Raw genomic sequence first — 26156 nt, forward strand, 5'->3', positions numbered from 1 at the left:
CGTGCGCTGCATTGAATACCGATGTGCAGCGCCGCGCAATCGCCCTCGCACAATCCGCGATTGCCACGGGCGGGCATTGCGTTACGTTCGGCGCAACCGCAATGGCAGGAGGCCGCGCATGACCGCGATCGTCGACGTGCAGAACATGGGCAAGGTTTACGCAGGCAGATTCACCGCGCTTTCCGGCGTGTCCCTGCAGATCGAACAGGGCGAGATCATTGCGCTGCTCGGCCCCAACGGCGCGGGCAAGACGACGCTGATCTCGGCGCTGTGCGGCATCGTCACGCCCTCCAGCGGGCGCGCCACGGTGGGCGGGCATGACGTGGTCACGGGCTATCGAAAGGCGCGCGCGATGATCGGCCTTGTGCCGCAGGAAATCGCGCTGGAGCCGTTCGAGAAGGTCATCAACACTGTGCGTTTCTCGCGCGGACTGTTCGGCAAAAGACGCGACGACGCGCTGATCGAGAAGATCCTGCGCCAGCTTAGCCTGTGGGACAAACGTAATTCGCGCATCCGCGAGCTGTCGGGCGGGATGAAGCGGCGCGTTCTGATCGCCAAGGCGCTCTGCCACGAGCCGCGCGTTCTGTTCCTCGATGAGCCGACGGCGGGCGTCGATGTGGAGCTGCGCCGCGACATGTGGCAGGTGGTCGAGGATCTGCGCCAGTCCGGCGTCACGATCATCCTGACCACGCATTATATTGAGGAGGCCGAGGCGATCGCCGACCGCATCGCCGTGATCAGCAAGGGCCGGATTCTCCTGGTCGAGCCGACGGCCGACCTGATGGCACGCATGGGCCAGAAAACCCTGCGGATCGACCTGATGGAGCGGCTGGAGGCCGTGCCGGAGGCGCTGGCCGGATATGACGTGAGCCTGTCGGCGGACGGCACCTCGCTCAGCTATACCTACGAGGCGGGCGGCGAGCGCACGGGGATCACGCGGCTCTTGCAGGCGCTGGCCGCCGAGGGGCTGGCGCTGCGCGACATCCAGACCAAGCAAAGCAGCCTTGAGGAAATCTTTGTCGGGCTGATCAAAGAGGGCGAGGCATGAACCTGCCAGCGATATGGGCGATCTACCTTTACGAGATGAAAAGGTTTTTCCGCACCCTCATGGAAAGCCTCCTGTCGCCGGTCATCTCCACCTCGCTTTATTTCGTGGTGTTCGGCGCCGCCATCGGCAGCCGCATCGACGAGGTCGAGGGCGTGAGCTATGGCGCCTTCATCGTGCCGGGCCTCATCATGCTCAGCGTGATGACGCAGGCGATCAGCAACGCGTCCTTCGGCATCTATTTTCCGAAATTCATCGGCACGATCTTCGAGCTGCTGTCGGCGCCCGTCAACTTTCTGGAAATCGTTCTGGGCTATGTCGGGGCGGCGGCGACGAAATCACTGCTGATCGGGATCGTCATTCTGGTCACGGCCGGATTTTTCGTGGAAATCCGGATCATGCACCCTTGGGCGATGCTGGCCTTCCTGCTGCTGACCTGCATCAGCTTCAGCCTTTTCGGCTTCATCATCGGCATCTGGGCCGAGAATTTCCAGCAATTGCAGTTGATCCCGCTTCTGGTCATCACGCCGCTGATCTTTCTGGGCGGCGCGTTCTATTCCATCTCGATGCTGCCCGAAAGCTGGCAGACCGTGGCGCTGTTCAACCCGGTGGTCTACCTCGTGTCGGGCTTTCGCTGGTCGTTCTTCGGGACCGCCGATGTCGGCGTTGGCTGGTCGCTTCTGGCGATCGCGGGCTTTACCGGCATCTGCATGGGCGTGGTCTGGTGGATATTCAAGACCGGATACCGGATCAAATCGTGAAGGATACGCCGATATTTTTGCAATAACCAAGGATGCGCCGCGCGCTGCCGCCTTGTTTCGCGGGGCGCGGCCTTATACATCGCTGACATGACAAAATGGTCCGCCTTCAAATCCCGACTGCCCTTCACCAAGAGCCATCCGCGCGTTGCCGTGGTGCGCCTGAACGGCAGCATCGGCACCGGCCGCATGGCCCTGAATGACGAGGCGCTGGCGCCGATCCTGGACAAGGCGTTTCGCAAGGGCAGGCCGGCAGCGGTGGCGCTGCTGATCAACTCGCCCGGCGGCTCGCCCGTGCAATCGTCGCTCATTGCATCGCGCATCCGGCGGCTGGCGGAGGAAAAGGGCATCCCCGTTCATGCCTTTGTCGAGGATGTGGCGGCGTCGGGGGGCTATTGGCTGGCTGCGTCGGCGGATGACATCTGGGTCGATTTCGGCTCGATCATCGGGTCGATCGGGGTCATTTCGGCCGGTTTCGGCCTGCCCGTGTTTCTGGCGCGCCAAGGCATCGAACGGCGCGTGCATACTTCCGGCAAATCGAAATCGACGCTCGATCCGTTCCTTCCCCAGAAGGAAGAGGATGTCGAGCGTCTGAAGGACATTCTGGAGGACCTGCACAGCGGCTTCATTGCCTATGTAAAGGAACGGCGCGGCAAGGTTCTGGCCGACGATCCGGATCTGTTCACCGGCGAATTCTGGCTGGGCCGCCGCGCGGTCAAGCTGGGCCTTGTCGACGGCGAGGCGCATATGGTGCCCAAGCTGAAAGAGCTTTACGGCAAGGATGTTCGCCTGATGCGCTATGGGCCGAAAAAGGGGCTTTTGTCACGTTTCGGCGCCGCGATGGCCGAGGATGCGATGGCCGCCGTCGAAACCCGCGCGCAATATGCGCGGTTCGGGCTGTGACGCGGTGATTGTCAAGATCGTTGCACTCTTCCTTGCAGGCATGGCCGTTCTGGCCATGTTCGGCCGCCTGCGCTTTCCCGGCCAGAAACGCCTGGCGGCGGCGAAATGCCCGAAATGCGGCAAGTTCAAAATCGGCAAGGGGCCCTGCTCCTGCCAGAAGGGTTTGGGTAAATGATGGTCTGGTTGCTTGCCGGGCTGGGGCTGGTGATCCTGCTGCTGGCGGGCGATGCGCTGGTCAAGGGCGCGGTCAATCTGAGCTTGCGCGTCGGTATCCCGGCGCTGATCGTCAGTCTGACGATCGTCGCCTTCGGCACCTCCGCGCCCGAACTGCTGATCTCGATCAACGCGGTGCTGCTGGACAAGCCGGGGCTGGCGCTGGGCAATGTGGTGGGGTCAAACACGGCCAACGTGCTGCTGGTTCTGGGCCTGCCCGCAATCCTGTCGGTGCTGCATACCAGCACATGCGACACGCGAAAGACCTATGTGCTGATGCTGGCCGCCAGCGTGCTGTTCATCGGCCTTGCGTTTCTGGGGACGTTCACCTTCGTGTCGGGTCTGATCCTCCTGGCGGCGCTGGCCGCGTTCATGCTGGTCCTTGCGCGTGATGCGCAAAAGCACCGCCGTGCCGAGCGCGCCTATCCCGAGGCAGAGGTCGAGGGCGCCGATCCGGACATGCCGTGGTGGCAGATCATCGTGTTCCTGATCCTCGGCCTTGCCGGTCTGCCGCTGGGCGCCGATATCCTGATCGACAACGCGTCGATCATCGCATTGCGGTTCGGCGTCAGCGACACGGTCATCGGCCTGACGCTGGTGGCGCTGGGCACGTCCCTGCCGGAGCTGGCGACCACGGTGATGGCGGCGCTGCGCAAGCAGGCCGATGTGGCGCTGGGCAATGTCATCGGCTCGAACCTGTTAAACCTGCTGGGCATCATCGGGGTTGCGGCCCTTGTCGGGCCGATCCCGGTGGATCGCGGGTTCCTGACCTTCGATCTGTGGATCATGCTGGCCGCGTCGCTGGTGCTGGTGCCGTTCGTGTTTTTCAAGGTCGATATCGGCCGCGTTTGGGGCGCGCTCTTGTCTGCGGCCTATGTGGGCTACATCATTGTCGTATTGATCTGGTGACTCGGGAGGCGCGCATGAAACGTGCATTGGTGACAGGGGCGGGCAAGCGGCTGGGCCGCGCGATGGCGTTGGAGCTGGCGCAGCAGGGCCATGACGTCGCGGTGCATTACCATAGCTCGGACAAGGGCGCCGAGGAGGTGGTGGCCGAGATCCGCCAGATGGGCCGCAGCGCGGTGGCCCTGCAGGCCGATCTGCTGAACGAGGACGAGGTGACGCCGCTGATCGCCGCCGCCGCCTCGGCGCTGGGCGGGCCGATGGCCGTTCTGGTCAACTCGGCCTCGATCTTCGATCACGACACGCTGGACAGCGCGACGCGCAAGGGCTGGGACCGCCATTTCGAATCGAACCTGCGCGCGCCTTTCGTTCTGACGCAGGCGCTGGCCGCGCAGGTGCCGGACCCCGTGGAGGATGCCAATGGCGAGCCGGTGGCACAGGGCCTTGTCGTCAACATGATCGATCAGCGCGTGCGCAAGCTGACCCCCGAATTCATGACCTACACGCTGTCCAAGATGGGCCTGTGGGCCTTTACGCAGACCGCCGCGCAGGCGCTGGCGCCGCGGGTGCGCGTGAACGGCATCGGCCCCGGCCCCACCCTGCGGGCCACGCGGCAGAGCGAGGCGCATTTTGCCGATCAACGCGCCTCCACCATCCTGAAGCGCGGCGCGAACAAGGATGACATCACCGGCGCGCTTGCGTATTTCCTGAACGCTCCGGCCGTCACCGGACAGCTTTTGTGCATCGATGGCGGGCAGCATCTGGGCTGGCGAACGCCCGACGTTCTGGGGGTGGAATGAGCGCCGATGCGCAGCCCGTCGGCAAAGTTTTGCACTTTTTGAGCGCTTGTTCAGGATTTGCTGATGAATCCGCAATGAAATCAACATATTGCGTCGCAGCATAAATATTTCCATTTTGTATCAGCGGGTTGCAAAACTGCCTATTAAATAGGCAATTCAGCGAAGTCCGTTGCCGACAAGGGAAATTCCACGGTGACGCGAAGTTACCCGCAGACTTATCCACATGAATCGTGGACAGGATTGCCCTTGCGGACGCGCGCCCAAGATTGCAGCCACGCCGCAGAATCATATCTATGGAACCATGACTGATCAGACGCCTCCCCAGACACCGGTGCCGACCGGCCACAAGGTGATCCAATCCTACCTGCGCACGCTGGACGCGTCGCCCGGCGTCTATCGCATGCTGGATGCGCAGGCGCGCGTTCTTTATGTCGGCAAGGCCCGCAATCTGAAGGCGCGGGTCAGCAGCTATGCGCGGCCCACCGGGCACACGGGGCGCATCATGCGGATGATCGACGCGACCGCCTCGATGATGTTCCTGACCACCGCGACCGAGACCGAGGCGCTGCTGCTGGAGCAGAACCTCATCAAGCAGCTCAAGCCCAGATACAACGTGCTGCTGCGCGACGATAAATCTTTTCCCAACATTCTTGTGACGAAGTCGCACGATTATCCGATGATCAAGAAGCATCGCGGCGCCAAGCGCGAAAAGGGCGCCTATTACGGCCCCTTCGCCAGCGCCGGCGCGGTCAACCGGACGCTGGCGCAGCTTCAGCGCGTGTTCCAGTTGCGCAACTGCACGGATTCGGTGTTCGAGACGCGCACGCGCCCTTGCCTGCAATACCAGATCAAGCGCTGCACGGCGCCCTGCGTGGGCTATATCACCAAGGCCGAATATGCCGCGCAGGTGAATGATGCCGAGAGGTATCTGAGCGGCAAATCCACCGAGATTCAGGAAAAACTGGCCGGCCAGATGGCCGAGGCCAGCGAGGCGATGGAGTTCGAGCGCGCCGCCGCCCTGCGCGACCGGATCAAGGCGATGACGCAGATCCAGACCGCGCAGGGCGTCAACCCGCGCAGCGTGGACGAGGCGGACATCATCGCGCTGCATCTGGAAAACGGGCAGGCCTGCGTTCAGGTTTTCTTCATTCGGGGCGGGCAGAATTGGGGCAACCGCGATTTTTATCCCCGCGTCGGCGTGGACGTCGAAGCGCCCGAAGTGCTGGAGGCGTTCATCGGCCAGTTCTACGACACCAAGGAGCCGCCCCGACAGCTGATCCTGTCGAACGAGATCGAGAACCCCGACCTGATGGCCGAGGCACTGACCGGCAAGCTGGGCCGCAAGGTGACGCTGATGGTTCCGCAGCGCGGCGAGAAGGCCGAATTGGTGGAATCCGCCCTGCGAAATGCACGCGAGAGCCTTGCGCGCAAGATGGCCGAGAGCGCGACGCAGGCGCGTCTGCTGAGAGGCGTGGCCGATGCGTTCGGGCTGGACGCAGCCCCGCAGCGGATCGAGGTTTATGACAACAGCCACATTCAGGGCGCGCATGCCGTGGGCGCGATGATCGTCGCGGGCCCCGAGGGGATGATGAAGAACCAGTACCGCAAGTTCAACATTCGCGGCGACGATCTGACCCCCGGCGATGATTTCGGCATGATGAAGGAGGTGTTGCAACGCCGCTTCAAACGCCTGCTGAAGGAAGATCCCGACCGCAGCAAGGGCACCTGGCCCGATCTTCTGCTGATCGACGGCGGCGCGGGGCAGGTGAGCGCGGTGCGCGGCATCATGGAGGAAATGGGCGTTGGCGAAATCCCGATGGTCGGCGTCGCCAAGGGGATCGACCGCGATCTGGGCAAGGAGGAGTTTCACCGCACCGGACAGCGGCCCATCGCCTTGCCGCGCAACGATCCGGTGCTTTATTTCATTCAGCGCCTGCGCGACGAGGCGCATCGTTTTGCCATCGGCACGCACCGCGCCAAACGCTCCAAGGCGACGCGCGCCACACCGCTGGATGACGTGCCGGGCGTCGGCGCTGCGCGCAAACGCGCACTTTTGGCCCATTTCGGCAGCGCCAAGGCCGTCAGCCGCGCGAATCTGGCGGATCTGAAGGCGGTGGAAGGTGTCTCGGAAGGGCTGGCGCAGAAGGTCTATGACTACTTTCACGAGAAGGGCTGAGCGCCGTGAAAGCGGGGCTTTCACACCCACTCCAAGCGGGATAGACATGGGCGCATGAGATGGACCGTGCCCAATATCCTGACTGTCGCCCGCCTTCTGGCGGCGCCCGGCATCGCGGTCATGTTCCTTTATTTCAACCGGCCCTATGCCGATTGGTTCGCGCTGATCCTGTTCGTCACGGCGGCGATCACGGATTGGTTCGACGGCTATCTCGCCCGCTCCTGGCGGCAGGAGACCAAGCTGGGCGCGATGCTGGATCCGATCGCCGACAAGGCGATGGTGGTGATCGCGCTGATGGTCATCACCGGCTTTTCCGGCATGGATGCATGGTTCCTGCTGCCCGCGACCGTGATCATGTTTCGCGAGGTTTTCGTATCGGGCCTGCGCGAGTTTCTGGGCGACACCGCCGGCCTTCTGAAGGTCACGAAACTGGCCAAGTGGAAAACCACGCTGCAGATGGTCGCCATCGCGGTGCTGTTTGCCACCGGCGTTTTCGAGCATAATATCCTCAACCGCACGCGCGGCATGGATGATGCGATGATCGACAGCATCATGGAGGGCCGCGTGGCCGATCATGTGGGGCTGGTATGGAATTACTACGCCGCGACGATTACGTGGTGGACAGGCGTCGTGCTGCTGTGGCTTGCCGCCGCGCTGACGCTACTCACCGGCTGGGATTACCTGGCCAAATCGCTGCCTTATCTGAAGGATGATCGCTGATGGACGTTCTTTATTTCGCATGGGTGCGCGAGCGGATCGGCCTGCCGCGCGAAAAGGTCGAGACATCGGCCGCCACGGTCGGTGATCTGGTCGCCGAGTTGCGGGCGCGCGAGGCGCGGTATGATGCGGCCTTTTCTGACCTGACGGCGCTGCGCGTGGCCGTGGATCAGGAATTGTCGGATTTCGACGCCCCATTGTCGGGCGCGCGCGAGGTGGCGTTCTTTCCGCCGATGACCGGGGGCTGAGGCCCGTGGATATCCGCGTTCAGGAGGCGCCCTTCGATCTGGGCCGAGAGGCGAGCGCCTTTGCCGCGCGCCAGACCGGCATGGGCGCCATCGTCACCTTTACCGGCATCGTGCGCGATCTGGGCGGCACGCTCGATCACATGCAGATCGAGCATTATCCCGGCATGACCGAAAAGGCGCTGCGCGCGATTGCCGAGGATGCGCATGCGCGCTGGGATCTGGGCGGAAGCCTTGTGATTCACCGGCATGGCCGTCTTGGGCCCGATGACATGATCATGATGGTCGCGACATCCTCGCGCCACCGCAAGGATGCGTTCGAGGCGGCGATGTTCCTCATGGATTACCTCAAATCCCGCGCGCCCTTCTGGAAAAAAGAGGTCGCCGCAGACGCCGAGGGCTGGGTCGCGGCCCGCGACGAGGATGAAGATGCGCTGAGGGATTGGCAGCGCTAGAACGCTGCCGCGCAGCCCGCCGTTGGCGGATCTTCAAGTCACCGCATCAATTCGGGCAGATCGCCGGTCAATCCCGCCGCCTCGCGCATCATCGCGCGGCGCAGTGGAGCGGCGGCGTTGATCGCGCCCATGCCGATGCCCCGGACCGCCCGAAGCAAGGGGTTGTCGTTGGAAAACAGCCGGTTGCTGAGGTCCGTGGTCATCGCCAGACTTGCCGTGTCAAACCGGCGCCAGCGCTGGTAGCGCTCCAGAACATCGGGTGCGGCCAGATCCTCGCCCCGTCGGCGCGCATCGGCCACCACCTGCGCCAGCGCCCCGACATCGCGCAGCCCCGCGTTCAGCCCTTGCCCCGCGATGGGATGCAGCCCGTGGGCCGCATCCCCGATCAGCGCCACGCGCGGCGCGATCAGGCTGTTCGCGACGGTCAGGCCCAGCGGATAGGTATAGCGCTGGCCGGTCAGGGAAATTTCGCCCAGAAAATCACCGAAGCGGGGGCGCAGCACATGCAGGAAATCCGCATCGCTCAGCGCGGCGAACGCGGCGGCGGTCTGCGCCGTCTCGCTCCAGACGATGGAGGACACGTTGCCCGGCAGCGGCAGGATGGCCAGCGGGCCGGGCGGCATGAAGAACTGATGCGCGATGCCGTGATGGGGCCGCTCATGCTCGATCGCGCAGACCAGCGCCGTCTGGCCGTAGTCCCAGCCGGTGCGCGAAATCCCCGCCCTTTGCGCCGTGCCCGAGGTGCGCCCGTCCGCGCCCACGATCAGCCGCGTGCGCAGCACCTTGCCCGAGGCCAGCGTCAGCGCCGCGCCGCCGGGCGATACCTCCTGCGCGGTGACTGCGTCACCCGAGATCTGCGTGATGTTCCCGTCGGCCTTCATCGCGGCCAGAAGGGCAGGGCGCAGAACGCGATCCTCGCACATATGGCCCATCGGGCCTTCCTCCAGCTCGGCATGGTCGAAATGCAGGAAGAACGGCGACAGCGGCCCGGCGCCTGCGCGCCCGTCGCTGACCTTGATCTCCAGCATCGGCTGGGTGCGGTCCGCGATGCCCTTCCAGATCCCGATGGCGCGCAAAAGCCGCACCGACGCCAGCGCCAGCGCATAGGCGCGCCCGTCGAAGGCGGCGTTCTTGCGGATCTTGGCGGGCAGGGCATCGACCACGGTCACGCTCAGCCCCGTTTGCGCCAGGGCCAATGCCAGGGCGGGGCCGTTCAGACCGCCGCCGACGATCACGATATCGCTGTCATGTTTCATGCGGCCCAATATGGCGGGGAATGCGGGATTGTCCATGCGCCACGGCGCCGCTACGGTCGGCGCGACAGGCGCAAGACAAGAGGGCGGGGCGATGCAGGACTGGCTGAAAATGGGTGTGGCGGATCTGGGCCGCGGGATCGGGGCAGGGCAGATCGACGCCGTGGCCCTGACGGACGCATATATGGACGCCATCGACGCGCATCCGGTGGCGCCGCGCATCTATTCTGCCGTCACCCATCACCGCGCCCGGACCGAGGCGGCCGCCGCCGCCGCGCGTGCCGCGGCAGGGCAGCGGCGCGGGCCGCTGGACGGTGTGCCGGTCAGCTGGAAGGATCTGTTCGACAGCGCAGGCACCGCGACCGAGGCCGGCTCGCGCCTGCTGAAGGGCCGCGTGCCTGACCGCGACGCGGAGGTGCTGCAACGGGCGACCGCCGCGGGCCTCGTCTGCCTTGGCAAGACGCATATGAGCGAGCTGGCGTTTTCCGGTCTGGGCCTCAACCCGATGGCGGCAACGCCGCCGTGCATAAACGATGCGGGCGCGGTTGCCGGAGGCTCCTCCAGCGGCGCGGCGGCCAGCATCGCCCATGATCTGGCGCCCGGCGCGATCGGCACCGATACGGGCGGTTCGGTCCGCGTGCCGGCCGCGTGGAATGATCTGGTCGGGCTGAAAACCACCGCTGGGCGCATCCCGGTCCAAGGCTCCGTCCCGCTGGCCGCGCGTTTTGACACGATCGGCCCGCTGGCGCGCAGCGTCGAGGATGCCGCGCTGCTGCTCGGGGTGCTGGAGGGCCGGCGCGCGCCCGATCTGCGCGGCGCGTCGCTGCGCGGCATGCGCTTTGCCGCGCTTCAGACCACCGTCATGGACGACCTGCGCGAGGCGCCCGAGCGCGCGTATCACGGCGCCTGCGAACGGTTGGACGCGGCCGGCGCCACGATCCACGCCATTCGCGCCCCCGAGGTGGAGGAGGCGATGGGCCTGGCGCAACTGCTCTTCTCCGCCGAAGCCTACGGCACCTGGGGCGAGGTGATCGAGGCGGATCCGGACAAGATGTTCGGCCCCATCCGCGACCGGTTTCGCGGCGGCAAGGCGTTCAGCGCGCCCGAGTTCGTGGCCGGATGGCTGCGTCTTGATGAGTTGCGCGCGCACTGGGCCGCGCGGATGGCCGGGTTCGATGCGGTCCTCATGCCGACCGCGCCCAACCTTCCGCCCGATGTGCAGCGCCTTCTGGAGGGCGGCGATTATTACGTCACCGAGAACCTGCTGACGCTGCGCAACACCCGCGTCGGCAACCTGATGGGCCTTGCCGCGATCACGCTGCCCACGGGGGTGCCAAGCTGCGGCATCATGCTGTGCGGGCAGGCGATGGGCGAGGACCGGCTGCTTCGGGTGGCGAAGGCGGCAGAGGCCGCATTGGCCTAAGCCGTTGGAAACGGGTGTTTAACCGATGGGGCCACGTATCCGGGCCATGAAAAGCCGGATCTGCCAAAAATGCCACAATCGGGCAGGCGGCTGAATGGTTTTGCTGGACGCAGCGCCGCCCAGCGGGTAGTTTTGCCTGAAACGGGGCGATAACGATCCCGACCTGAGGCAGTTTTTCGATGGTATCCGAGCGGTTTCTGACCCTTGTGGCGTCTGCTGTGCTGTGGGCACGCGATCATCGCTTGCGTGTGCGGCGGTGCCGTGCGGCCGATACGCATCTTTCTCAGGACCGGGTTTCAATCAGCCGGATCGGGGCCGCGCGTGCGGCCCTGCCGCGGCAGGCGGGCGCATCGCGCTGCCGACAGGCACGATAAGGACGAGGGACAAGATGGCATATCAGACACGCGGACGGGATCCCCTTCTGGACAGCAACATGGCGCAGGCCATCGAGAAGCGCGGCAAGGAATTGCTGGGCCTCGCCCTGCTGGGGATGGCGGTGCTGAGCGTCATGATGCTGGCCTCCTACACGGCCGAGGATCCCAGTTGGCTGTCCTCCGTCGATACGCCGGTGCAGAACTGGCTGGGCCAGACCGGCGCCACGATCGCCGCGACGTTGTTCATGGTTGTCGGCTGGGGCGGTTGGGGCGTCGCGGCGGTGCTGGCGGCGTGGGGCATCCGCTTTGTGCTGCACAAGGGGCAGGAACGCGCGATGGCGCGGGTCATTTTCGCACCGATCTGGATTGCGGTGCTGTCGCTTTATGCCGCCTCCCTGACGCCGGGCGCGGAATGGTATGCCAGCCACAGTTTCGGACTGGGCGGGATTTTCGGCGATACGGTTCTGGGCGCGGTTCTGGGCGTTCTGCCCATTGCGGCGCCAATGGGGCTGAAGCTGCTGTCGCTGTGCCTGGGGATCGGCATGCTGGCGCTGGGCGCATTCGTCATGGGGTTCGAGCGCGCCGAGATGGCCCGCGCGATCAAGCTGGCCCTGCTGGGCTGCATCATGGCCTATAGCGCGGTCATCGCGCTGGCGACGCGCGGCGCCTCTGGCGCGGCCGGCGCCGCCCGCAGCGCGCAGGCCCGCCGGAGCGAGCGCCGCGCCGAGGCGCCCGGCGCCCCGCAGCCCGCGCTGGTGCAGCCGCGGATGGGCCGCAGCGCGCATGCCAAGGTTTATAACGAGGCCGACGCGCCGGTGCTGCAGGCCCCCGTGCGCGCGCCCGAAAAACCGGCGGGCGGGCTTCTGGCCCGCATGCCGTCGCTGATGCGCAAGCCCGAGCCGATGCCCCAATCGGAATGGGTCGAGATAGATGCGACCGCGCAGGACCGGCCCATGCCGGGCGAGGACCGCATCAAGGAAAAGATCGCGGACGTCATCAAGTCGCGCGTGCGGCAGGCGCCGTCGATGCATATGCCGCAGGTCGCCTCGGCCGCCATGCGGGCTACAAGGCGCGGGCCGATGCCGCTGGTCCTCGACACCGCGCGCCCTGCGCGCCTTCCGGCCGAGCCGCCATTGACCGCGCCTGCGCCGTCCACCGCCATGCCGGCCGAGCCGCCGCTGACCGCACCGCGCGCGGCCGCGCCATCGATGCATGTGCCGCCTGCGCCGGAGCCGGCGGATGCGGATGACGAGTATGACGTGGACCTCTACGCCAGGGATTTCGATGATGACGAGGCGGTCATCCTGGACGAGCATGCACCCTTGCCCGCGCAGCCCGCGCCGCGCGTTGCCGCCCCGGAGGCCAAGAAGGTCGTTCAGCACGTCCCGCGCAAGGCCCCTGCGCCCTCCACGCGCGCCGCCGCTGAGGCGCAGCCGGCCCTGCAGTTCGAGCAAAGCGCCGCCACGAAATACGAGCTGCCGCCGCTCAGCCTGCTGTCCAGCCCCGACAACATCACGCGCCACCACCTCAGCGACGAGGCGCTGGAGGAAAACGCCCGCATGCTCGAGGCCGTGCTGGACGATTACGGCGTCAAGGGCGAGATCGTGTCCGTGCGCCCCGGCCCCGTCGTCACGATGTACGAGTTGGAGCCGGCGCCGGGCCTCAAGGCCAGCCGCGTGATCGGCCTGGCCGACGACATCGCGCGCTCGATGTCCGCGCTCTCGGCGCGGGTCAGCACCGTGCCCGGCCGCAGCGTGATCGGGATCGAGCTGCCCAACGACAACCGCGAGATGGTGTCCCTGCGCGAGATCCTGTCCACCCGCGATTTCGGCGATGGCAACCAGAAGCTGCCGCTGGCGCTGGGCAAGGATATCGGCGGCGATCCGATGGTCGCCAACCTGGCCAAGATGCCTCACCTGCTGATCGCGGGCACGACCGGATCAGGCAAATCGGTGGCGATCAACACGATGATCCTGTCGCTGCTCTACAAGCTGACGCCGGATGACTGCCGGATGATCATGATCGACCCCAAGATGCTGGAACTCAGCGTCTATGACGGCATCCCGCATCTGCTGTCGCCGGTCGTGACGGACCCGAAAAAGGCGGTTGTCGCCCTGAAATGGACCGTGGCCGAGATGGAAGAGCGCTATCGCAAGATGTCCAAGATGGGCGTGCGCAACATCGACGGCTACAACTCCCGCGTGGCCGACGCACTCAGCAAGAACGAGATGTTCAGCCGCACCGTGCAGACCGGATTTGACGACGACACCGGCGAGCCGGTCTTCGAGACGGAAAAGTTCGCGCCCGAAAAGATGCCCTATATCGTCGTCATCGTCGATGAGATGGCCGATCTGATGATGGTCGCCGGCAAGGAGATCGAGGCCTGCATCCAGCGCCTTGCCCAGATGGCGCGTGCCTCTGGCATCCACATCATCATGGCCACGCAGCGCCCGTCCGTCGATGTCATCACCGGCACGATCAAGGCGAACTTTCCCACGCGGATCAGCTTTCAGGTGACGTCCAAGATCGACAGCCGCACCATTCTGGGCGAAATGGGCGCCGAGCAACTGCTGGGCATGGGCGATATGCTCTATATGGCCGGCGGCGCCAAGATCACCCGGTGCCACGGGCCCTTCGTGAGCGATCAGGAAGTCGAGGAGATCGTCAACCATCTCAAGGCCTACGGTCCGCCCGAATATGTCGGCAGCGTGCTGGAAGGCCCGGACGAGGACAAGGCCGGCAGCATCGACGCGGTGCTGGGCCTTGGCGGCAACAGCGACGGCGAGGATGCGCTGTACGATCAGGCGGTGCAGATCGCCATCACGGACCGCAAATGCTCGACCTCCTATATCCAGCGCAAGCTGGCCATCGGCTATAACAAGGCCGCGCGGCTGGTCGAGCAGATGGAGGATCAGGGCGTCGTGTCCGCCGCCAACCACGTGGGCAAGCGCGAGATCCTGGTGCCCGAACGCTGATGCGCCGCGCCTGAAAGGAACTGCCCCGCGCGTGTTCCGTTGAGGCCCTGCTGGATGGGACGCCGATCGGCTTTGCTGGGCCGGGGCGGCGCATGACGCAGATGTTATCGCATATCAGCGCGAATTCTGCGAAAAGGATGCCAAATATCTCACAGGACAAGGCCGTGCTCATGAAACTTATCCGACTCGCCGCCGCCGCGCTGGCGCTGACCGTCTCTTTGGCGCTGCCAGCCGCCGCCGAGAAGCTCTCCTTGGGCGAAATCTCGCGCTATCTGAACAGTTTTGAGACGGCGACGGGCGCGTTCACGCAGATCAACGATGACGGAACGATCAGCCAGGGCCGCATCCTGATCAAGCGGCCGGGCCGCGTCCGGTTCGAATACCAGCCGCCCGAGGACATGCTGGTCGTGTCCAACGGCGATACGGTGGGCATCATCGACGGCAAATCCAACGACGGGCCGCAGGGGTATCCGCTGAACCGCACGCCGCTGTCGATCATCCTGGCGCGCAATGTCGATCTGACCCGCGCGCGGATGGTGACCGGCCATTCCAGCGACGGCAAGACGACCACCGTCCGCGCCCAGGATCCCGAACATCCCGAATATGGCAATATCGAGCTGGTGTTCACCGCCGCGCCGACCGAACTGCGCCAATGGGTGATCAATGACAGCGGCGGCAGCCGGACCACCGTGATCCTCGGGGATCTGAAAACCGGCGTGCGGCTGGGCAATGACAGCTTTGTGATCCCCGGTATCGGCACCGGCAGTCGCGGCGACCGCTAAAGCGTTTTGTCTTTAACCTGAGACATCAGATAAAGGCGAAACGCGCGCGCGCGCTGATATGTCGCGAGCGTTTCGCGAAAATCAGTGATTCAGGTTTTTCGCGAAACGCTTTAAGCTAGGTGCGCTGCCCCGATAAAGGGGCAGCGATCCCGTCAGCGCCGGTTGCAGCGGCGCAGCTGCGCCTCGTAGGTTGCGGCGCGCGCCTCGACAGTGCCGGCCACGCGGACCAGCCACGCCTTCCCGTTATACGTGCCGCGCCGATAACCGGTGCGCCCTTCATGATAGGCCAGGTAATGGTTGCGCGCGTCATACATCGGGATGCCCAGCTCTTCGCGCGATTTGGACATGTACCAGCCCATGAAATCGGTCGCGTCATGGATGTTGTCGCGCCGCGCGCGCCGCGATCCGGCCTGGGCCACGTATTCGTCCCATGTGCCGTCCAGCGCCTGGCTGTATCCGAAGGCCGAGCTTTGTCGGCCCATCGGAATGATCCCAAGCGTATAGCGGAACGGCGTGCGCGCGTCCGACACGAACTTGCTTTCCTGATAGATGGTTGCCATCTGGACATGGGTGGGCACGCCCCAGCGCCGCTCGGCGGCGCGGAAGGCACGGGTATATTGGGGGCGCTCTTTCAATATTGCGCAGGCGTCATCCATCGTTCTGGGAGATTCGCCATAGCCGCCGCCGCGCCCGCAGGCCGCGACCAACAACATCAAAAGGACCGCGCGAAGCTGTCTGCTCATTACTGCCTCTGCTCTCGTTATCGGGGCAGTCTGCGCTGCCTCCGGTTTTCTTTTAACGACCAGTGTAGCGAATTTTCACCGAATGGGAAATCACGAATTCACCTTGCGGCATTCTGCGGCGGCTTGGCACCGATCCGGCCGCCCGCGCGGGCCGGGCTGTGACCTGCACGCTAGATCACAGACTGTTTCCATGCGCCTATGCGATGAGCATTGGACAAAGCGCACTTGAAACATTTAATCTCACGCTTTAGGGGCTGTTTTATATGTTGAAAACGCGCGCGAAATATCATCTGGGGCAAATTGTCCGTCACAAGAAACACCCGTTTCGCGGTGTTGTTTTTGACGTCGATCCGGAATTTGCCAATACCGAAGAGTGGTATTCGTCGATCCCCGAAGAAAGCAGGCCCGTTAAGGATCAGCCATTCTATCATCTGCTGGCTGAAAACGATCAAAGTTATTACGTCGCCTATGTGAGCGAGCAGAACCTGATCGCCGACTATTCGGGCGAGCCGGTCGAGCATCCGGACATCGACGATCTGTTCGGCCCGTTCGAGGACGGGCATTATCCGCTGCATTTTCAGCTGAACTGAAACGCGCCGCTTCGGGATCAGTATCCCAGAGCGCAGCCGTCCTTGCGCGGATCTGACGCCCCCTCGAGCACGCCATCGGCCCCGATCCTGATCGCCTGCGCGCCGCCGATCGCCTCGTCCGGGACGATCACCTTATGGCCCAGATCCGAGAGCGCGGCCCGCACCGCATCGCTGTACCCGCGCTCGACGCGCAGCGCGCCGTCTGCGGCATAGCTGCGCGGCGCGTCGATGGCGGTTTGCGGATCCATCCCGAAATCGGCCAGGTTGGACACGAATCGCGCATGCCCGCAGGGCTGATAGGCACCGCCCATGACGCCGAAGGGCATGATAACGCGCCCGCCCTCGCGCAGCATGCCGGGAATGATAGTATGGAACGGACGCTTGCCACCGGCGAGCTTGTTCGGATGGCCGGGCTCCAGCGTGAATCCCGCACCGCGATTCTGCAGCAGGATCCCGAATTTTTCGGACGCGATACCGGATCCGAAGCCGTGGAAGATCGAGTAGATCAGCGAGACCGCCATGCGGTCCTTGTCGACGACCGTGATATAGACGGTATCGCGGTGCATCGCCTCGGTCAGCGGCGCGGCCTGATCAAGCGCGCGGTCCGGGCGGATCATGGCCGCCAGCGTGCGGGCGGTCTCGGCGCTCAGCATGAATTCGGTGCGCGCGGTATGATCGGGGTCGGCAATAATGCGGTTTCGCGCATCATAAGCCAGCTTGGTCGCCTCCGCCTCCAGATGCGCGCGCGGCGCGCCGAGGGCGTCCATTGCCGCGATGTCGAACTGCGCGAGGATGTTGAGCATCAGGATCGCGGTAGCGCCCTGACCGTTCGGGGGATGCTCGATCAATTCACGGCCCTTGTAGGTGCCGCTGATGGGCGTGGCCGCATCGCCGCGATGGGCGGCGAAATCGGCGGCGGTATGCGCGCCGCCGGTTTCGGCCAGCGCGGCCAGCATGTCCTCGGCCACCTCGCCCTCGTAAAAGGCGGCGGGGCCGTTGGCGGCGACGCGGCGCAGCACCTCGGCCTGGCCGGGCGCGCGGAACAGTGCGCCCATTTGCGGCACCTCGCCGCCCGTCAGGTAGTGCGTGCGCGCGTGGCCTTTCAGGATATGCGATGACGTGATCCAGTCGGCGGCGACGCGCGGCGCGATCGGCACGCCGGCCTCGGCATAATGGATGGCCGGGGCGAGGATGTCGGCCAGGTCCAGTTTCCCATGCTCGCGAGACAATGTGCAGAACGCATCCACCGCGCCGGGGATCGTGACCGCATCGGCGGTGTAAAGCGGCACCGTTTCGTGCCCGCCGTCGCGCAGGGCGGCGGCATTCGCGGCGGCGGGCGCGCGGCCCGATCCGTTGAAGGCGTGCACGTCCTGGCCGCCTGCATCGCTCCACAGAACGAAGCAATCGCCGCCGATCCCGGTCATTTGCGGCTCGCAAATGCCGAGCAGAACGGCGCCGGCGATGGCCGCATCCATGGCATTGCCGCCGCGCTCCATGACGTCGACCGCGACCTTGGCCGCGAGGGGGTGTGACGTGGCACATATTCCGCTGGTTGCCAGAACCGGCGAGCGGCCGGGCAGGTGGAAATCGCGCATCTTTTGGCCTTCCGCAACAGGTTTCGCGCAGCCTAGGGCGCAGCGGCAGTTTTGCCAAGATGTTCGGAGGTGCCGGGCTGCGAGAGCAGATAGACCTCGACGCCGCGCACTGGGTGGGGGCTGTTAAACACGGCGCCGAGGGAAGCCATTTGCAGCTACAGGATCAGTTGTGACGGTGCAGTCTGTCCGCAATAAGATTGGATCTGGGCAAGTTTGAGGCATTTCGAATTGTCGCTATTTGCCATCGATCGGCATACTCCAAAGCACCTGCAAAGGTTTCACCTATCCGGGCACACCCGCGCGGGCGCCTTCAGGTTCAGGCAAAGATGCAGATGGTTTTCGCCTTCCCGCCGCTCGTAGCGAAGATCGCTCGTCAGCGCGCGGATCAGGAACCAGCCGAACCCGCCCTCCGGCAGCGCCGGGATCGCAGACCCCATGCCGGGCAGCTGACCCCGCGGCGGGCGCAGATCCGGCAATGCTGCGCCCCGGTCAACGATCCGGGCCGTCAGGTTGCGGCGGTCGATGGTCAGTGTCACGCGGATGTCGCCAACCCCTTGGCCCGCATAGGCGTGCTCGGCAATGTTGTTCATCACTTCGGCCAGCACGATTTCGGCCGTGCCGCATTCATCCGCATCCAATCCTGCACGGCGCAGAAACGCGTGCATCTCGCGCAGCGCCTGCCGGATTGCCTGCCCGGACGCGGTCAGCGTGAACACCTCTAGCGCGGTCCCGCGGTGATCCGAGCGGGCCGGATCCGGTGCCGCCGCGGTGCCGGGGTGCCGCGATTGGCGCGTCATCCCGCCTGCCGTGGTGCGAGCCCTTCGAGCGATGCATGAATGCCGAAAATCGTATCCATACGCGTCAATCTGAACACCTTGGCAACGTCAGGCGTCAGGCAGGCAAGGTCCAGCCGTCTGCCGGGCCCCATCTGTTTGAGCGACGCAACGATGGCGCCAAGGCCGCTGGAATCTATGAATTTCACCTGCCCCAGATCCAGAATCACATAATCGCCCGAATCGGCCGTTTCGGCGCGCATGGCATCCTTGAACGCGATGGCCATGGCCGCATCGATGCGGTCGGCGTTGACGGTGATCAGCTGATGGGTGCCGTGCTGGCTGCTTTCGAGGTTCATATGCGCTCCGCTGGATAAATGACGTTATCCGCGAGGCTAGGGCAAATTCCTTACCATTCGGTGAGCGCGGACAGAAAAGGGCGGATCGCGTGATTTTGAGGTGAACGCGGCAGTAAAAACCGCTATCCGCCGAGCGGAACCGAAGCCAAGGAAATCCCGAACATGCGCATCGACTATGACGAAAAGGCCAAGACCATCGCCGCCCTGACCAAGGGTGAGGACGATATCGTCGCCCTGATGGCCACGCTGGCCTGCGAGTTGCATCACGCGGACGCGCGATTCGACTGGACGGGGTTTTACCGCGTGACGCAGCCCGAAACGCTGCGGATCGGCCCGTATCAGGGCGGGCATGGCTGCCTTGTCATCCCGTTCTCGCGCGGGGTCTGCGGCGCCGCGGCGCGCACCGGTCAGGTGCAGCTGGTCGATGATGTGGATGCCTTCGACGGGCATATCGCCTGTGCCAGTTCGACCCGGTCGGAAATCGTCCTGCCGGTCTTTGACAAGGCGGGCACGCTGCTGGGCGTGCTGGATATCGACAGCGACCAGCCCGCCGCGTTCAATCAGGCGGATGCGGACGGGCTGACCCGTATTCTGCGCGAGACTTTCGGGAAATGACGCCGCGCCGGTGAAATTTCATTTGCTTTTTTCACGGCGCCGAGGCAGCGTGAAATTACTGATGCAAATTTCACCGGCGGAGCCTTGCGTGACGCAGCTTGCACCTTTTGCACATCGTACCCTGGGCGCCGATCTGCGCGCCCTGCGCAAGGCGCGCTGCATCACGCTTGCTGACATGGCGCAAAGGCTGAACCGCTCGGTCGGGTGGCTCAGCCAGGTGGAGCGCGACATGTCGCAGCCGACGGTGTCCGACCTGCGCGCGATCGCGGCGACGCTGGACGTGGCGCTGCCGCTGCTTTTCGCGCATACGCACGCGCCCGAGGACGAGGCCGGATATATCGTGCGGGCCGAGGCGCGCCGCCCCATCGGCACCGAGAAACACGGCCTGACCGAAGAGCTTGTGTCGCCCGATCTGACCGACGATTTCGAGATGGTGCATTCCACCTTTGATCCCGGTGCCCGCGCGTGCGGGGTGCAGATGCGCCCGACGCAGGAGGTGGGGTTCATGATCTCTGGGCGCTTGGACCTGACCATCGCCGGGCGCCGTTTTACAGTGGGGCCGGGCGACAGTTTCCGCATCCGGGGCGAGCCTTTCGACTGGCACAATCCCCATGACACCCACGCGATCGCGATCTGGGTCATCGCGCCGCCGGTTTATTGAAGGGAGCTGAAGGATGCTGAACGGATCATGCCTGTGCAGGGACATCACGTTTGAGGTGAGCGGCACACCGCAAAGCGTGGCGGCCTGTCACTGCGGCCAGTGCCGCAAGCAATCGGGCCATTTCTGGGCCTCTGCGGCGGTGCCGCAGGCCGATCTGGCCATCACCGGCACGTCTGCATGGTTTGAGGCCAGCGATACCGCCAAACGCGGATTTTGCTCCCGCTGCGGCAGCTTCCTGTTCTGGAAGGCGCATGACGAGGACACGATCAGCTTTGCGCTTGGCGCGCTGGACGGCCCGACGGGGCTTCGGCTGACGCGGCACATCTTCTGCGACGACAAGGGCGATTACTATCAGATCGAGCAGGGCGCGGCGCAGCACGCGCAATCGTGACGCAGCCAAGGGAGACAAGGACATGAGCACATTCCCAACATCGGCCCGCGTGGTCATCATCGGCGGCGGCGCGGTGGGCGCGTCGGGCCTTTATCATCTGGCGCGCGCCGGGTGGACCGACTGCGTGTTGCTGGAAAAGAACGAGCTGACGGCGGGCAGCACATGGCATGCTGCGGGCAACTGCCCGACATTTTCGACCTCCTGGGCGATCATGAACATGCAGCGCTATTCGACCGAGCTCTATCGCGGATTGTCGGATGCCGTGGATTATCCGATGAATTATCACGTGACCGGGTCCATCCGTCTGGGCCATTCGGACGAGCGCGTTCAGGAATTCCAGCGCGCCTGCGGCATGGGGCGCTATCAGGGCATGGACATGGAAATGCTGACGCCCGAGGAGGCGAAGGCGCGCTATCCCTTCATGGAAACGCATGATCTGAAGGGTGTGCTCTATGATCCCAATGACGGCGATATCGACCCCAGCCAGCTGACGCAGGCACTGGCCAAGGGCGCGCGCGATCTGGGTGCGCGGATCGAGCGGTTCTGCCCGGCGACCGGGATCAGCCGCGAGAATGGCGAATGGATGGTGCATACCCACAAAGGCGACATCCGCTGTGAATTCGTGGTGAACGCGGCGGGGTATTACGCGCAGAAGGTCGGCGAATGGTTCAAGCCTTACGGCGGGCGCACCGTGCCGATGATGGTGATGAGCCATCAGTATCTGCTGACGGATGAAATCCCCGAGATCGCCGAATATACCGCCAGCCACGGCAAGCTGCCGCTTTTGCGCGATGTCGACAGCTCCTACTACCTGCGGCAGGAAAAGACCGGCCTGAACCTTGGCCCCTATGAGCGCAACTGCAAGGCGCATTGGATCACGCCGGACGATCCCTTCCCCGAGGATTTCAGCTTTCAGCTATATCCCGACGATCTGGAGCGGCTGGAATGGTATATAGAGGATGCGATGGCCCGCGTTCCGCTGCTGGGCAAGGTCGGCATCAACAAGGTCATCAACGGCCCGATCCCCTATGCGCCCGACGGCTTGCCGCTGCTTGGCCCGATGCCGGGCGTGCCGAAAGCGTTCGAGGCGTGCGTTTTCACCTTCGGCATCTCTCAGGCCGGCGGCGCGGGCAAGGTTCTGGCAGAATGGATCACCGAAGGCGCCACCGAGTGGGACATGTGGGCCACCGATCCGCGGCGCTACACCGATTACACCGACAACGACTACTGCATCCAGAAGGGGATGGAGGTTTACGGCTATGAGTACGCCATGCACTTCCCCTGGCATGAATGGCCTGCGGGCCGCGACAAGAAGCTGGGACCAAACGACGATATCGTGCGCGAGCAGGGCGGCGTCATGGGCGCCTATAACGGCTGGGAGCGGGCCAACTGGTTCGCGCAGCCCGGCGATGACACCAGCGAGGAGGCCACGCAGACGTGGAACCGCGCGGGGCCGTGGTCAAACCGCATCGCCGAGGAATGCGCCGCCGTGCACAACCATTGCGGCGTTCTGGACCTGCCCGGATTTTCCCGCTTCTGGCTGCGGGGGCAGGGCGCGGACGAATGGCTGCGCGGCTTTGTCACCGGGGCCTTGCCACGCGTCGGGCGCATCAACCTTGTCTATGTGGCCGATGATCGGGGCCGAATCCTGACCGAATTTTCCTGCATCCGGCTGGCCGAGGACAGCTTCATCCTGATCACGGCGGCCACCGCGCAATGGCATGACGGCGAGTTGATCCGCCGCAATGTGCCCAAGGGCGTCAGCGTCGAGGAAACCACCACCGAGCGGTCCGCGCTGATCGTCACCGGGCCCGAAAGCCGCGCGATCCTTGAGCCGCTGACTGACGCGGACCTGACCCTGCCATGGCTCAGCCACCAGCATTGCACGGTCGCCGGGCGCAAGGCGTTCTTGATCCGCGTCTCCTTTGCCGGGGAACTGGGCTGGGAAGTGCATGCCGCGAACGAGGATATGCCCGACATCTACCGCGCGATCCTGGATGCGGGCGCGAAACCCTTCGGCATGTACGCGCTGAACTCCCTGCGCATCGAGAAGGGCTATCGCGCGTGGAAGGGCGATCTGAGCACCGATTATTCGATGTATGAGGGCGGGCTGGACCGCTTCGTCAAGCTGGACAAGCCGCAGGATTTTCCGGGCAAGTCGGCCTTGCAGAACGAGAAGCAGCAAGGCAGCACCAAGCGTTTTGTGACGCTGATCGTGGATGCCGGGGACGCCGACGCGCCCTATATGTCGACGATCTGGCAGGGCGGCGAGGTGGTGGGCGAGACGACCAGCGGCGCTTGGGGGTACCGCGTGGGCGCCTCCATCGTGCTGGGCATGATCCGCGCCGATCTGGCGGTGCCGGGCACCGAGCTGGAGGTCGAGATTTACGGCGAGCGGTGCCGCGCGGTGGTGCAGCCTGACGCGCCGCTCTGGGATCCGGAAAACGAAAGGATACGTGCCTGATGCTGACCGAATCTGCGCAAGGCCTGATCGCCGATTTTCCGCTGGGCTTCGTCGCCACGATCACGCCCGGCGGGCAGCCCGCGCTTAGCCCCAAGGGCACGTTTCTGGTGCTGGATCACCTGACCGTCGGCTTTGGCAACATCCGCTCGTCCGGCACGCTGGCCAACCTGCGCCACAATCCTTACGCCGAGGTCAATTTCATCGACCAGTGGAAGCGCAAGGGCCTGCGCCTACGCGGTCCGGCCCGCATCGCGGAGGAAGGAACGTCAGAGTTCATCGCGCTGATCGGCCTCTGGCAGGAGGTCTGGGGCGATCTGGCAGGGCGCATCACCGATCTGGTCCTGATCGACGTGGAATATACCAGCGAGCTGACCACCCCGCCCTATGATGACGGCGTCACCGAGGACGAGATGATCGCCGCCTATAAACGCAAATTCGCCAAAATCTATCCCTGACGGCAGGGGCGCTTAGGAGTGCAACACATGGATCTGCCCACAAAGGCCCGCGTGGTCATCATCGGCGGCGGTGTCGTCGGCTGTTCGGTCGCCTATCATCTGGCGAAACTGGGCTGGAGCGACGTGGTCCTGCTGGAACGCAAGGCGCTGACATCCGGCACCACATGGCACGCGGCGGGGCTGATCGGCCAGCTGCGCGCGTCCGCCAACATGACCAAGCTGGCGCGCTACTCCGCCGAGCTTTATACTGGGCTGGAGAAGGAGACGGGCGTTGCCACCGGGTTCCGGCAGGTCGGATCGGTCTCGGCCGCGCTGACGGACGAGCGGCTGGAAGAGCTTTACCGCACCGCCGCGATGGCCCGCGCCTTCGGCGTGCCGGTGGAAGAGCTGTCGCCGTTCGAGATCAAGGACCGCTATCCGCATATCAATCTGGACGGCGTCACCGGCGGCGTCTGGCTGCCGACCGACGGGCAGGCCGACCCGGCGAATATCGCGCTGGCGCTGGCCAAGGGCGCGCGGCAGCGCGGCGCGAAGGTGCAGGAGCGGGTGCGCGTGACCGGCATCGCGAAACAGGGTCGCCGCGTGACCGGCGTCGACTGGACCAGCGACGATGGCAAGGAGCGCGGCCATATCGAGGCCGAGATGATCGTCAACTGCGCGGGCATGTGGGGGCACGAAGTGGGCCGCATGGCGGGCATCAACGTGCCGCTGCACGCCTGCGAGCATTTCTATATCGTGACCGAGCCGATCGAGGGCCTTGGCCAGCTTCCCGTCCTGCGCGTGCCGGACGAATGCACCTATTACAAGGAAGACGCGGGCAAGATGCTGGTCGGCGCGTTCGAGCCTGTCTCGAAACCCTGGGGGATGAATGGCATCCCTGCGGATTTCGAGTTCGACCAGTTGCACGAGGATTTCGACCATTTCGAGCCCATTCTGGAGGCCGCCTGCAACCGCCTGCCGATGCTGGCGGAGGCGGGGATACACACCTTCTTCAACGGGCCGGAATCGTTCACGCCCGATGACGCCTATCATCTGGGGCTCGCCCCGCAGACGGACAATGTCTGGGTCGCCGCCGGTTTCAACTCCATCGGCATCCAGTCGGCGGGCGGTGCGGGCCATGCGCTGAGCCTGTGGATGGACAGTGGCGAGAAGCCCTTCGATCTGGGCGATGTGGACATCGCGCGGATGCAGCCATTTCAGGGCAACAAGACCTACCTTTACGAGCGCTCCAAGGAGACGCTGGGCCTGCTTTACGCCGACCATTTCCCCTACCGCCAGAAGGCGACGGCACGCGGCATCAGGCGCACGCCCTTTCATGCGCAACTGCTGGAACAAGGCGCGGTGATGGGCGAGGCCGCGGGCTGGGAGCGGGCCAACTGGTTCGCCATGCCGGGGCAGGAGCCGGAATATCGCTATAGCTGGAAGCGGCAGAACTGGTTCGACAATGCCGCCGCCGAGCACAAGGCGATCCGCGAGGGCGTGGGCATGTATGACATGTCTTCCTTCGGCAAGATCCGCGTCGAAGGGCCGGATGCGGAAGGCTTTCTGAACTACATCGGCGGCGGCGATTTCAGCGTCCCGGTGGGGCGCATCGTCTATACGCAATTCCTGAACTCGCGCGGCGGGATCGAGGCGGATGTGACCGTTACCCGCCTGTCCGAGACGGCCTATCTGGTCGTCACCCCCGCCGCCACGCGGCTGGCCGACCAGACCCGGATGGAGCGTCTGCGCGGGGATCATCAAGTGGTGATCACCGACGTGACGGCAGGCGAGGGCGTGCTGGCGGTGATGGGGCCGAAGGCGCGCGAGGTGATGCAGGCGGTGTCGCCGGCCGATTTCTCGAACAAGGTTAACCCGTTTGGCACTGCGCAGGAAATCGAGCTGGGCATGGGATTGGCGCGGGTGCATCGCGTCAGCTATGTGGGCGAGTTGGGCTGGGAGGTTTACGTCAGCGCAGACATGGCCGGGCATGCCTTCGAGGTGCTCTTTGAGGCGGGGCAGGCGCATGGCATGAAGCTGTGTGGGATGCATGCGATGGATTCGTGCCGGATCGAGAAGGGATTTCGCCATTTCGGGCATGACATCACGTGCGAGGATCACGTGCTGGAGGCGGGGCTGGGCTTTGCCGTCAAGACGGCCAAACCCGATTTCATCGGCCGCGATGCGGTGCTGCGCAAGAAGGACGCGGGGCTGGAGGCGCGCATGGTGCAGTTCCGCCTGACCGCCCCCGAACCGTTGCTTTACCATAACGAGCCGGTGCTGCGCGACGGGCAGATCGTGGGCTATCTCAGCTCCGGCGCCTACGGGCATCACCTGGGCGCAGCGATCGGGATGGGTTACGTGCCGTGCCCCGGTGAAAGCGCGGCGGAGGTTCTGGCGTCCAGCTATGAGATCGACGTCGCCGGAACACGCGTGCGCGCCGACGCCAGCCTGAAGCCGATGTATGACCCAACAGGCGCGCGCGCCAAGGCATAGGGGCGGGCCGCGT

Annotated in this window: 25 protein-coding genes; 20 read left to right on the forward strand and 5 right to left on the reverse strand. The window is 64.8% G+C overall.

Features of this window, described 5'->3' with window-relative positions:
- Positions 1–118: 118 nt before the first annotated feature.
- The 10 genes from DC366_RS11555 to DC366_RS11600 all read left to right on the forward strand — a co-directional run bounded on the left by DC366_RS11555 (position 119) and on the right by DC366_RS11600 (position 8215).
- Positions 119–1048, forward strand: coding sequence for an ABC transporter ATP-binding protein (locus DC366_RS11555; RefSeq protein ID WP_108692377.1), 930 nt, complete (start codon positions 119–121; stop codon positions 1046–1048).
- Complete coding sequence (locus tag DC366_RS11560; RefSeq protein ID WP_108692378.1) at positions 1045–1806, forward strand: ABC transporter permease; 762 nt, start codon at positions 1045–1047, stop codon at positions 1804–1806. Before DC366_RS11555 ends, DC366_RS11560 begins: the two co-directional genes overlap by 4 nt.
- A gap of 87 nt (positions 1807–1893) precedes the next feature.
- Complete coding sequence (locus DC366_RS11565; protein ID WP_108692379.1) at positions 1894–2706, forward strand: S49 family peptidase; 813 nt, start codon at positions 1894–1896, stop codon at positions 2704–2706.
- Complete coding sequence (locus tag DC366_RS11570; RefSeq protein WP_108692380.1) at positions 2687–2881, forward strand: hypothetical protein; 195 nt, start codon at positions 2687–2689, stop codon at positions 2879–2881. The genes DC366_RS11565 and DC366_RS11570 overlap by 20 nt, the downstream gene beginning before the upstream one ends.
- A complete protein-coding gene (locus DC366_RS11575) occupies positions 2878–3828 on the forward strand; it encodes a calcium/sodium antiporter (protein ID WP_108692381.1) in 951 nt (316 codons plus the stop codon). Before DC366_RS11570 ends, DC366_RS11575 begins: the two co-directional genes overlap by 4 nt.
- Before the next feature lie 14 nt (positions 3829–3842).
- Positions 3843–4622, forward strand: a complete 780-nt coding sequence (locus tag DC366_RS11580; RefSeq protein ID WP_108692382.1) for an SDR family oxidoreductase — start codon at positions 3843–3845, stop codon at positions 4620–4622.
- Positions 4623–4923: 301 nt separating this feature from the next.
- A complete protein-coding gene (gene uvrC / locus DC366_RS11585; RefSeq protein WP_108692383.1) occupies positions 4924–6798 on the forward strand; it encodes an excinuclease ABC subunit UvrC in 1875 nt (624 codons plus the stop codon).
- A 54-nt stretch (positions 6799–6852) separates the two neighbouring features.
- On the forward strand, positions 6853–7518 hold the full coding sequence (gene pgsA, locus DC366_RS11590; protein WP_108692384.1) for a CDP-diacylglycerol--glycerol-3-phosphate 3-phosphatidyltransferase: 666 nt from the start codon (positions 6853–6855) through the stop codon (positions 7516–7518).
- Positions 7518–7763, forward strand: coding sequence for a molybdopterin converting factor subunit 1 (moaD, locus tag DC366_RS11595; RefSeq protein WP_108692385.1), 246 nt, complete (start codon positions 7518–7520; stop codon positions 7761–7763). The genes pgsA and moaD overlap by 1 nt, the downstream gene beginning before the upstream one ends.
- Before the next feature lie 5 nt (positions 7764–7768).
- Positions 7769–8215, forward strand: coding sequence for a molybdenum cofactor biosynthesis protein MoaE (locus DC366_RS11600; RefSeq protein ID WP_108692386.1), 447 nt, complete (start codon positions 7769–7771; stop codon positions 8213–8215).
- A 38-nt stretch (positions 8216–8253) separates the two neighbouring features.
- Here the strand turns inward: DC366_RS11600 and DC366_RS11605 are convergent, their stop codons facing one another.
- Positions 8254–9507 (reverse strand): UbiH/UbiF/VisC/COQ6 family ubiquinone biosynthesis hydroxylase, encoded by a 1254-nt coding sequence (locus DC366_RS11605; protein WP_207768700.1) that lies wholly within the window; start codon positions 9505–9507, stop codon positions 8254–8256.
- Positions 9508–9562: 55 nt separating this feature from the next.
- Here DC366_RS11605 and DC366_RS11610 point away from each other — a divergent pair, with 55 nt between their 5' ends.
- From DC366_RS11610 to DC366_RS11620, 3 genes are all read left to right on the forward strand, one after another.
- Positions 9563–10891 carry an amidase gene (locus tag DC366_RS11610; RefSeq protein WP_108692560.1) on the forward strand — a complete coding sequence of 443 codons (1329 nt, stop codon included), beginning with the start codon at positions 9563–9565 and terminating at the stop codon, positions 10889–10891.
- A 388-nt stretch (positions 10892–11279) separates the two neighbouring features.
- Positions 11280–14240, forward strand: coding sequence for a DNA translocase FtsK (locus tag DC366_RS11615; RefSeq protein WP_108692387.1), 2961 nt, complete (start codon positions 11280–11282; stop codon positions 14238–14240).
- 170 nt (positions 14241–14410) lie between these two features.
- Positions 14411–15022 carry a LolA family protein gene (locus DC366_RS11620; RefSeq protein WP_108692561.1) on the forward strand — a complete coding sequence of 204 codons (612 nt, stop codon included), beginning with the start codon at positions 14411–14413 and terminating at the stop codon, positions 15020–15022.
- A 152-nt stretch (positions 15023–15174) separates the two neighbouring features.
- On the opposite strand, the gene DC366_RS11625 is transcribed toward DC366_RS11620, so the two are convergent.
- A complete protein-coding gene (locus DC366_RS11625) occupies positions 15175–15765 on the reverse strand; it encodes a transglycosylase SLT domain-containing protein (RefSeq protein ID WP_108692388.1) in 591 nt (196 codons plus the stop codon).
- Positions 15766–16028: 263 nt separating this feature from the next.
- Between DC366_RS11625 and hspQ the strand changes: the two genes are divergently transcribed.
- Positions 16029–16355 carry a heat shock protein HspQ gene (hspQ, locus tag DC366_RS11630; protein WP_076531110.1) on the forward strand — a complete coding sequence of 109 codons (327 nt, stop codon included), beginning with the start codon at positions 16029–16031 and terminating at the stop codon, positions 16353–16355.
- Positions 16356–16372: 17 nt separating this feature from the next.
- On the opposite strand, the gene DC366_RS11635 is transcribed toward hspQ, so the two are convergent.
- The 3 genes from DC366_RS11635 to DC366_RS11645 form a co-directional block, all read right to left on the reverse strand.
- Positions 16373–17950 (reverse strand): gamma-glutamyltransferase family protein, encoded by a 1578-nt coding sequence (locus tag DC366_RS11635; RefSeq protein WP_108692389.1) that lies wholly within the window; start codon positions 17948–17950, stop codon positions 16373–16375.
- A 278-nt stretch (positions 17951–18228) separates the two neighbouring features.
- A complete protein-coding gene (locus tag DC366_RS11640) occupies positions 18229–18747 on the reverse strand; it encodes an ATP-binding protein (RefSeq protein WP_108692390.1) in 519 nt (172 codons plus the stop codon).
- The gene (locus DC366_RS11645) at positions 18744–19082 is read right to left on the reverse strand and encodes an STAS domain-containing protein (RefSeq protein ID WP_108692391.1); all 339 of its coding nucleotides are present in this window, start codon (positions 19080–19082) and stop codon (positions 18744–18746) included. Before DC366_RS11645 ends, DC366_RS11640 begins: the two co-directional genes overlap by 4 nt.
- A gap of 162 nt (positions 19083–19244) precedes the next feature.
- On the opposite strand from DC366_RS11645, the gene DC366_RS11650 reads away from it, so the two are divergent.
- The 6 genes from DC366_RS11650 (at position 19245) to DC366_RS11675 (ending at position 26143) form a co-directional block, all read left to right on the forward strand.
- Positions 19245–19697: a free L-methionine (R)-S-oxide reductase MsrC gene (locus DC366_RS11650; protein WP_108692392.1), complete on the forward strand. Its 453-nt coding sequence runs from the start codon at positions 19245–19247 to the stop codon at positions 19695–19697.
- Positions 19698–19758: 61 nt separating this feature from the next.
- Positions 19759–20358, forward strand: a complete 600-nt coding sequence (locus DC366_RS11655) for a helix-turn-helix domain-containing protein (protein ID WP_108692393.1) — start codon at positions 19759–19761, stop codon at positions 20356–20358.
- Positions 20359–20371: 13 nt separating this feature from the next.
- Positions 20372–20749 (forward strand): GFA family protein, encoded by a 378-nt coding sequence (locus tag DC366_RS11660; protein WP_108692394.1) that lies wholly within the window; start codon positions 20372–20374, stop codon positions 20747–20749.
- A gap of 22 nt (positions 20750–20771) precedes the next feature.
- The gene (locus tag DC366_RS11665; protein WP_108692395.1) at positions 20772–23213 is read left to right on the forward strand and encodes a GcvT family protein; all 2442 of its coding nucleotides are present in this window, start codon (positions 20772–20774) and stop codon (positions 23211–23213) included.
- Complete coding sequence (locus tag DC366_RS11670; protein WP_108692396.1) at positions 23213–23668, forward strand: pyridoxamine 5'-phosphate oxidase family protein; 456 nt, start codon at positions 23213–23215, stop codon at positions 23666–23668. Before DC366_RS11665 ends, DC366_RS11670 begins: the two co-directional genes overlap by 1 nt.
- A 27-nt stretch (positions 23669–23695) precedes the next feature.
- Positions 23696–26143 (forward strand): GcvT family protein, encoded by a 2448-nt coding sequence (locus DC366_RS11675; RefSeq protein ID WP_108692397.1) that lies wholly within the window; start codon positions 23696–23698, stop codon positions 26141–26143.
- The last annotated feature ends 13 nt before the right edge of the window (positions 26144–26156 follow it).

The organism is Pelagivirga sediminicola, assembly GCF_003072125.1.
In the GTDB taxonomy this organism is placed as follows: Bacteria; Pseudomonadota; Alphaproteobacteria; order Rhodobacterales; family Rhodobacteraceae; genus Roseovarius; species Roseovarius sediminicola.

What these genes read in the sequence shown, in the direction of transcription:
- DC366_RS11555 (WP_108692377.1), top strand. Translation starts at nt 119, where the DNA reads ATGACCGCGATCGTCGACGTGCAGAACATGGGCAAGGTTTACGCAGGC.
- DC366_RS11560 (WP_108692378.1), top strand. Translation starts at nt 1,045, where the DNA reads ATGAACCTGCCAGCGATATGGGCGATCTACCTTTACGAGATGAAAAGG.
- DC366_RS11565 (WP_108692379.1), top strand. Translation starts at nt 1,894, where the DNA reads ATGACAAAATGGTCCGCCTTCAAATCCCGACTGCCCTTCACCAAGAGC.
- DC366_RS11570 (WP_108692380.1), top strand. Translation starts at nt 2,687, where the DNA reads ATGCGCGGTTCGGGCTGTGACGCGGTGATTGTCAAGATCGTTGCACTC.
- DC366_RS11575 (WP_108692381.1), top strand. Translation starts at nt 2,878, where the DNA reads ATGATGGTCTGGTTGCTTGCCGGGCTGGGGCTGGTGATCCTGCTGCTG.
- DC366_RS11580 (WP_108692382.1), top strand. Translation starts at nt 3,843, where the DNA reads ATGAAACGTGCATTGGTGACAGGGGCGGGCAAGCGGCTGGGCCGCGCG.
- uvrC (WP_108692383.1), top strand. Translation starts at nt 4,924, where the DNA reads ATGACTGATCAGACGCCTCCCCAGACACCGGTGCCGACCGGCCACAAG.
- pgsA (WP_108692384.1), top strand. Translation starts at nt 6,853, where the DNA reads ATGAGATGGACCGTGCCCAATATCCTGACTGTCGCCCGCCTTCTGGCG.
- moaD (WP_108692385.1), top strand. Translation starts at nt 7,518, where the DNA reads ATGGACGTTCTTTATTTCGCATGGGTGCGCGAGCGGATCGGCCTGCCG.
- DC366_RS11605 (WP_207768700.1), bottom strand. Translation starts at nt 9,507, where the DNA reads ATGGACAATCCCGCATTCCCCGCCATATTGGGCCGCATGAAACATGAC.
- DC366_RS11610 (WP_108692560.1), top strand. Translation starts at nt 9,563, where the DNA reads ATGCAGGACTGGCTGAAAATGGGTGTGGCGGATCTGGGCCGCGGGATC.
- DC366_RS11615 (WP_108692387.1), top strand. Translation starts at nt 11,280, where the DNA reads ATGGCATATCAGACACGCGGACGGGATCCCCTTCTGGACAGCAACATG.
- DC366_RS11620 (WP_108692561.1), top strand. Translation starts at nt 14,411, where the DNA reads ATGAAACTTATCCGACTCGCCGCCGCCGCGCTGGCGCTGACCGTCTCT.
- DC366_RS11625 (WP_108692388.1), bottom strand. Translation starts at nt 15,765, where the DNA reads ATGAGCAGACAGCTTCGCGCGGTCCTTTTGATGTTGTTGGTCGCGGCC.
- hspQ (WP_076531110.1), top strand. Translation starts at nt 16,029, where the DNA reads ATGTTGAAAACGCGCGCGAAATATCATCTGGGGCAAATTGTCCGTCAC.
- DC366_RS11635 (WP_108692389.1), bottom strand. Translation starts at nt 17,950, where the DNA reads ATGCGCGATTTCCACCTGCCCGGCCGCTCGCCGGTTCTGGCAACCAGC.
- DC366_RS11640 (WP_108692390.1), bottom strand. Translation starts at nt 18,747, where the DNA reads ATGACGCGCCAATCGCGGCACCCCGGCACCGCGGCGGCACCGGATCCG.
- DC366_RS11645 (WP_108692391.1), bottom strand. Translation starts at nt 19,082, where the DNA reads ATGAACCTCGAAAGCAGCCAGCACGGCACCCATCAGCTGATCACCGTC.
- DC366_RS11650 (WP_108692392.1), top strand. Translation starts at nt 19,245, where the DNA reads ATGCGCATCGACTATGACGAAAAGGCCAAGACCATCGCCGCCCTGACC.
- DC366_RS11655 (WP_108692393.1), top strand. Translation starts at nt 19,759, where the DNA reads ATGCAAATTTCACCGGCGGAGCCTTGCGTGACGCAGCTTGCACCTTTT.
- DC366_RS11660 (WP_108692394.1), top strand. Translation starts at nt 20,372, where the DNA reads ATGCTGAACGGATCATGCCTGTGCAGGGACATCACGTTTGAGGTGAGC.
- DC366_RS11665 (WP_108692395.1), top strand. Translation starts at nt 20,772, where the DNA reads ATGAGCACATTCCCAACATCGGCCCGCGTGGTCATCATCGGCGGCGGC.
- DC366_RS11670 (WP_108692396.1), top strand. Translation starts at nt 23,213, where the DNA reads ATGCTGACCGAATCTGCGCAAGGCCTGATCGCCGATTTTCCGCTGGGC.
- DC366_RS11675 (WP_108692397.1), top strand. Translation starts at nt 23,696, where the DNA reads ATGGATCTGCCCACAAAGGCCCGCGTGGTCATCATCGGCGGCGGTGTC.